The following is a 6485-nucleotide window of genomic DNA, read 5'->3' as shown; positions in this document are numbered from 1 at the left end:
CCAACTCTTACTATTCATCCCTTAATTTATCAGGTTTAATTTTTTTATACCGATGCTACCGGATTTGATATAAAAGCTGGAATAGGTATAGTGGTCGGGACAGTTGTGGGAAATATAATTCAAGGAATTTTAGCGATCGCCACTGTGATAGTTTTTCTTGTTTCCACTTGGCCGACCATTAACAGTTAGTGGTTAAAAAGAATAAACTCTGCCAGTGGGAGAAATATAAACTGATTTATGGTCAGTTGCTTCTGAACCTGGTTTAACTCTCACCGTAACTGTATTACCCTCTGCACTATATTCATAAGTAAGTAAACTGTGATTATATATATTTACTGTGCCATAACCGTCAGGTATACTTTGCAAGTCAACTCTGATATTTTTACTTCTTCCTGCGGGCAAAATTCTTTCTACTTCTGGAATTAAGTTATAGTTGAGAGCTTTTCCAGTCTGATTTAAAATCTTTAGTATAATTGGTTGTTTTGAATCTGCTGCTTGAGCTTCTGGTTGCCAATATCCAGGTACATAAGTAGGAGCATTTTGAGATAAAACTTCTTTGGGATAAATTATTAAGCTTGAAGTTATTAATAATGTTGTGATTAGAGCAAATTTTTTCATTTTTCCTCTTGTTGTAATTTACAAAAAATCTAATACTTAATACTCCAAAATTTTTGCTTCGGTTATTTGTGAGGTAGTCTTAACAGCAATTTTCAGTATTGTAAGGTACTTTCGTGTCAAGCTGAAAATGGTGTATTAAATTTTTGAGTATAATTCTTGCTTTGACTAAGGTTTGGAGAATTTTCCTAAAACACTATTTCAAGCTTGACGCGCTAGTACGGTTTAAATAATAACAGCAGATTCCATTTTAGTGAGGTACACCCGTCGCGGGCAAGATGCCCGCACTACAAATATTTAATTGTTAACCTCTGTACTTCATATACCACCGAATCTGCTGTATCTCTGTCACCATCTCGAGTATTCTCTAAATTATTAAAACTTTGTACCTGCAAGACTCGAAAACTGCTGGATATAATCAATATATAGCCAGGGCTATTTCATTCTAAACTGTGCCATTTTATGTATTGACGAAACCACGTTATTTACAGCTTTAGAAAATTTATCTTTCGCTGTCTGAAAATCAATAAATTCATTGTCATTTTCTAGAATGAAATGACCCTGATATATAGCTGTGCAAAATAAACTTTATAGTTGAAATTGGCAAAAAGGGAACGGCAGAATATGTAATTAATTTTGTCTCAGTACTTAGTAATCTTAAACCCTCCATCAAATATCTATCTAAACAATTTTTCTGCATTGCCGGAAAGACAAATGTTCTCAATTTTTATTGAAGCAAGGAAAATCTTTACCAAGAGATTTCATCAGATCGAAAATTTGAAAGTCTTATTTATTTTCCTGCTTATCTAGTCCCTGATTCCCAGAAATTTTACCTATTAACTCAAATAAAATTTCTATATAGCAGTCGAAGTAAAGATGAGGATATATCAAAAGCTGAAAATTCAGACCACGCCAGATTTTTCCTTCTACCTTCTGCTATAAAAGTAGTAACCTTGAAAACTCTACGACTAGATTAACTAATTGAGAATTAGGATAGTAGCTAGAAAAGACTACTTGCAGAAAATAGAAGAGCTAGTAGCTAATAATCAAAAAATATTACTAATTACCAATAGCCAATTTAAGAGCTTGCATAAACTTTCTGATAATAAGCTTGATATTCTTCAGATAATAATGGCTCCCACCAATTTCGGTTATTCAAAAACCATTCTACTGTCTGACGCAACCCCTCTTCAACAGTTACTGAAGGTTGCCAACCTAACTCAGCTTTAATCTTTGTTGCATCAATAGCATAACGTCGGTCATGGCCTGGTCTATCCTTAACAAAAGTAATTAACTTTTCACAAGGTTGCACTGGTAAATCAGTTCCTAATTCATCCATAATTTGACACAACATTCGCACCAAATCAAGATTTTTCACCTCATTATTTCCACCAATATTATAAGTTTCTCCAGGTTTACCTTTGTGAATTACCGTATCTAATGCCCGACAATGATCTATCACATACAACCAATCTCTAATATTTTGCCCATCACCATAAACTGGCAATTGTTTTCCTAGTAAAATATTGATGCACATCAGGGGAATTAACTTCTCTGGAAAATGATAGGGTCCGTAGTTATTAGAACAATTAGTAATAACTGTCGGGATACCGTAAGTATGATAATAAGCTCTAGCCAGATGGTCACTTCCTGCTTTCGATGCAGAATAGGGACTATTTGGCGCATAAGGTGTGGTTTCTGTAAAGGCAGAATCTTCTGAGCTTAAACTACCGTAGACTTCATCAGTCGAAACATGGAGAAATATACACCTACGATCTGGATTTTGGGCAACAGTGGAATAATGACTTCTGAATGCCTCTAACAAAGTAAAAGTACCCACAACATTAGTTTGAACAAAAGCTGCCGGGCCAAGAATAGACCGATCCACATGAGATTCTGCGGCAAAGTGGGCTACTGTATCTATATCCTCTTCCTGGAGTAAGCTATCTACTAACGAGCGATCGCAAATATCTCCCTGGACAAAACGGAAATTTGGCAACTCTAGTAAATCAGCTAAAGTCTCCTTATTACCAGCGTAAGTCAGAGCATCCAATACAACTACTCGATGATTAGGATAGGTTTCACACCAATAATGGACAAAATTAGAACCTATAAATCCAGCACCCCCGGTCACCAATAATCTACTTTCCATAATTATCATCTCCTGAGAGCTTCTAATTCCAATTAAGTATCTATGCTAGATTAATTTAACATTTTGTCGAGCTATGTATGGAAGAAGAACTCGAATGTAGTGACCTAAGGCAGGTATCCAAACTTGTCGAAGTCTATTTTAAATTGCGAATATATATAGCTACGGTCTTCAGGGGTCAACTCAACACTTCTAGAAGCCGATTTATTTTCAAATTTTAGTTTACAACTTATTCCTAAATCTTGGCATAATTTCGGCCATTCAGACTCAATTTCTTCTAACTTAATGACCCGATCGACTATAAGGTTCTGGCGATCGCGGTCTGATAGCCATGTCCATTGAGTGCGAAAGGAATTATCCTTCATAAGAAAAGGATGGCGAATAAACTCAGAAAAGTTGGCAGTATCTAAATAAGCTTTGATATCAGGCCATTTCAGTAGCCAGAGAGTATTTTTAAAGTATTGACTATTAACTTTAGCACCCAAATATTTAATTTGAGATTTAATGCGCTGGGGAATATGAGCTAATGTTTCTTTGTTTGAATGGTGTAAAATTCCTGTGCCAAAAAAACTAGATAATTTTTTTTCGCTATAGGTATAGATAGAAACAATTCTGCGATAGGGATTTCTGACAACACCAAATGTGAAAAATTGCTCCCACTTTTCCTTTCCGACTAAATCTTGGATTTCTATCCCTAAGGAATGTTTACTTACGCCAAATTGTTTTTGATAAATCTGTAGTAATTTCTCACCATATTTAGTTCCACCTATAACAATGTCGTTATACTTCAGATGTTCTTCTAGAGATAGTGCTACGCTAGTTCCTCCATTTTTGGGAATATGAATAAAGATAAATTTATCATTCTCAGAAATAATCATTTGGCTAATCTCTATCGACGATAAATTTTGGGTTGCACATTATGGAATGATATTGCCAAAAATTAGTTTAGACTTTGACTAAAAATAACCATTAATTAATCATTCTAGCAATTGATTAATCCACAATCCAATTCAATCAAAAATCTCAAATCATTCGTCGCTGTGCAACGCCATAAATTTTAGTAAGCTAAGAATCATTTAGATTCTATATTCCCCGATCCAGTGTTCCCTTTGATAAAAATCGGATATATGGTTTAAATGCAAAACAACTTAACTATAAGGGATTATCAGTAAAAATTTATTCTGATAAGTAGTAATATGATTGAGTTTAGCTTATATTTTTTGGTGTAAGGAAAATAATTGTGAGTCAACAAGAAATTTTAACACGAGCAAAACAAGGAGACCCTAAAGCGATCGCTTTTCTGGTCAATCAAGCATTAACAACTATTGGAGTTAAAGCTAGGGTTAGTATTCAGAAAAATAATCTGCATCTTCTACTGGAAAGCTCTCAACTTCCAGATCGCCAAGTTTGTATTAGAGTCATTCATCAAGGAATGCAACGTCTAAACGCATCGTCGATTGATTTTGTCAATATTTATGGGCGAAGATTAGGTAACACTATCCCTGAGTGGACAGAAGTTATTGAATTACACAGACCTAGTATATACCATCCAGCGGGAGTAGGGACAATTTGGTGGCAATCAGAAAATACAAATTCTTCCCAAGAATCTCTTGAAACTACCCTACCTTCCCTATCTCAACAGGTGGAATTAAATACTCCAGAAATAGTTAAGACTAATCCAGAGTTTGGTCAAAGTGAAGATAAAAATGTAGATTTTTCTCCAGTTAATCTCAACCGACCTGTGAGAAAAAGAAATAATCGCTCTAGGGCAAAAAAAGTATTTTCTTCTGATGATAGTTCTTGGCAATTTTTACCTCAGAAAAATCAAGCTTTTTGGCTATTATTAAGCACTGTTGGCATAGCATTAATTCCTGTATCAAATTTAGTTTTCAACTCTAATAATTACAAGCTACCTGAAATTATTTCAAATATTTCTCGACCGCAACAAAAATCTCAGTCAAGTTCTTCAATAGTAGAAGTTAGTAAGTCAGAAATATCAACTGTAGCTACTCCTCAAATTGTACAAATTCAAAATCAACTTAATTTATCACAGGTTTCTGAGTTTGTTTTATCATCTATTAAATCTCCAATTAATCCTGATACTAGAATTACTATTAAAGCAGTGGGAGATATTATCCCCGGGACTAATTATCCTAAGAATAAATTACACCCTAAAAAACAAAAGTTATTTGCATCAGTTAAACCTTTGCTACAAGATGCAGATATTGTTTTTGGAAATTTTGAAAGTACCTTAACAAGTTATCCAAGAAGTGGCAAAAAAATGGGGAGTGGTAGGGTATTTGCTTTTAGAACACCACCGAATTATAGATATTTATTGAAAGATGCTGGTTTCGATGTTTTGAGTGTGGCAAATAATCATTCTTTCGATTTTTTAAAGCAAGGGTTTGAAGATACAATTACCAATATTCAAAATGCTGGTATGCAAGCTGTTGGGAAAAAGGGAGAAATTGTTTATCGTCAAGTGAAAGGGATTAATATAGCGTTTATTGCTTTTAGTAATTATAGTTATCATAATTCTATGCTTGACTTAGAGTCTGCAAAAAAACTTGTTCGAGAAGCAGATGAAAATGCAGATATTATTGTTATTTCTGTTCATGCTGGTGCAGAGGGAACTAGGGCGTTGAGAATTAAGAATAAGACTGAATATTTTTTTGGTGAAAATCGAGGTAATAAAATATTATTTTCCCATACGTTAATAGATGAAGGTGCAGATTTAATTTTGGCTCATGGTCCTCATGTGCCTAGAGCAATGGAGGTTTATCAAGGGAAGTTAATTGCTTATTCTCTTGGTAATTTTATGGGATATCGCACTTTGTCTAGCAAAGCTCAGTTGGGATATTCTTTGGTATTAGAAGTAGATATTAATCCTAGAGGGGATTTTGTTTCTGGTAAAATTTTGCCTGTTCATTTGAATAGTAAGGGTATTCCTTATCCTGATAAGTATGGTCGGAGTATTAAGTTAATTCAGCAGCTTACAAAAAAAGATTTTCCGAAGACAATTTTAGAAATTGATGGGGAAGGGAAATTAAAAGTTAAAAGTTAAAAGTTAAAGGTTAAAAATTGAGGTAATAACTGGTACTCCTTCTCGGAAAATTCCTGAAGATGAGCGATCGCCTTTTAGTAGGAAAATTGTGTTGAATAAAAAGTCATGCGTATGGGCGAGCAGCCCCTTATAGTTATTATGATATCACAAAAATTCTGGGGATGTAACTGAAAATTGAGGCGCGTTTCAGGAGTTTCACACAATGAAAATGTGGTTGACTTTGTACTGAGGAATGATGGAGGGAAAAACAAGTATTTTTTTTAAAGCTCCACAAGATGACAATACTTCTGACACTGTTTCTAGGAAAATTCCTGAAGATGAGCGATCGCCTTTTAGCAGAAAATTGTGTTGAATAAAAAGTCATGCGTATGGGCGAGCAGCCCCTTATAGTTGTTATAATATCACAAAAATTGTGGGGATGCAACGGAAAATACTTTGAGACGCGTTTTTTGGATCTCCACAAAATGAAAATGTGGGTGGCTTTGCACTGAGGGGTGATGGAGGGAAAAATAAGTATTTGCTGAAAGCTCCACAAGATGACAATATTTCTGGCACTGCTTCTAAGAAAATTCCTAAAGATGAGCGATCGCCTTTTAGCAGGGAAATTTGGTTGAATAAATTGAATCAAATTTTTATTTCTGAAGTCAAGATGTGTTG

5 protein-coding genes are annotated in these 6485 nt (G+C 34.6%); 2 read left to right on the top strand and 3 right to left on the bottom strand.

Annotated elements, in window-relative coordinates:
- Window positions 1-192 precede the first annotated feature (192 nt).
- The 3 genes from D5R40_RS29305 to D5R40_RS29295 all read right to left on the bottom strand — a co-directional run bounded on the left by D5R40_RS29305 (window position 193) and on the right by D5R40_RS29295 (window position 3642).
- Complete coding sequence (locus D5R40_RS29305) at window positions 193-618, bottom strand: hypothetical protein (protein ID WP_124147697.1); 426 nt, start codon at window positions 616-618, stop codon at window positions 193-195.
- A gap of 1075 nt (window positions 619-1693) precedes the next feature.
- A complete protein-coding gene (rfbB, locus tag D5R40_RS29300; protein ID WP_124147696.1) occupies window positions 1694-2767 on the bottom strand; it encodes a dTDP-glucose 4,6-dehydratase in 1074 nt (357 codons plus the stop codon).
- Window positions 2768-2871: 104 nt separating this feature from the next.
- Window positions 2872-3642: a sulfotransferase family 2 domain-containing protein gene (locus tag D5R40_RS29295; protein WP_124147695.1), complete on the bottom strand. Its 771-nt coding sequence runs from the start codon at window positions 3640-3642 to the stop codon at window positions 2872-2874.
- A 362-nt stretch (window positions 3643-4004) separates the two neighbouring features.
- On the opposite strand from D5R40_RS29295, the gene D5R40_RS29290 reads away from it, so the two are divergent.
- A complete protein-coding gene (locus tag D5R40_RS29290) occupies window positions 4005-5828 on the top strand; it encodes a CapA family protein (RefSeq protein WP_124147694.1) in 1824 nt (607 codons plus the stop codon).
- A 472-nt stretch (window positions 5829-6300) separates the two neighbouring features.
- Window positions 6301-6485, top strand: a 185-nt coding sequence (locus D5R40_RS36395; RefSeq protein WP_124147693.1) for a hypothetical protein, incomplete at its 3' end; no start/stop codon positions are given.

Source organism: Okeania hirsuta (assembly GCF_003838195.1).
In the GTDB taxonomy this organism is placed as follows: domain Bacteria; phylum Cyanobacteriota; class Cyanobacteriia; order Cyanobacteriales; family Microcoleaceae; genus Okeania; species Okeania hirsuta.
The sequence above is the reverse complement of the archived record's forward strand: the minus strand, read 5'-3'. Positions and strand labels throughout refer to the sequence as shown.

Excerpts from the sequence above, each read along its gene's own strand:
- D5R40_RS29295 (WP_124147695.1), bottom strand. The coding sequence starts at position 3,642 with ATGATTATTTCTGAGAATGATAAATTTATCTTTATTCATATTCCCAAA.
- rfbB (WP_124147696.1), bottom strand. The coding sequence starts at position 2,767 with ATGGAAAGTAGATTATTGGTGACCGGGGGTGCTGGATTTATAGGTTCT.
- D5R40_RS29305 (WP_124147697.1), bottom strand. The coding sequence starts at position 618 with ATGAAAAAATTTGCTCTAATCACAACATTATTAATAACTTCAAGCTTA.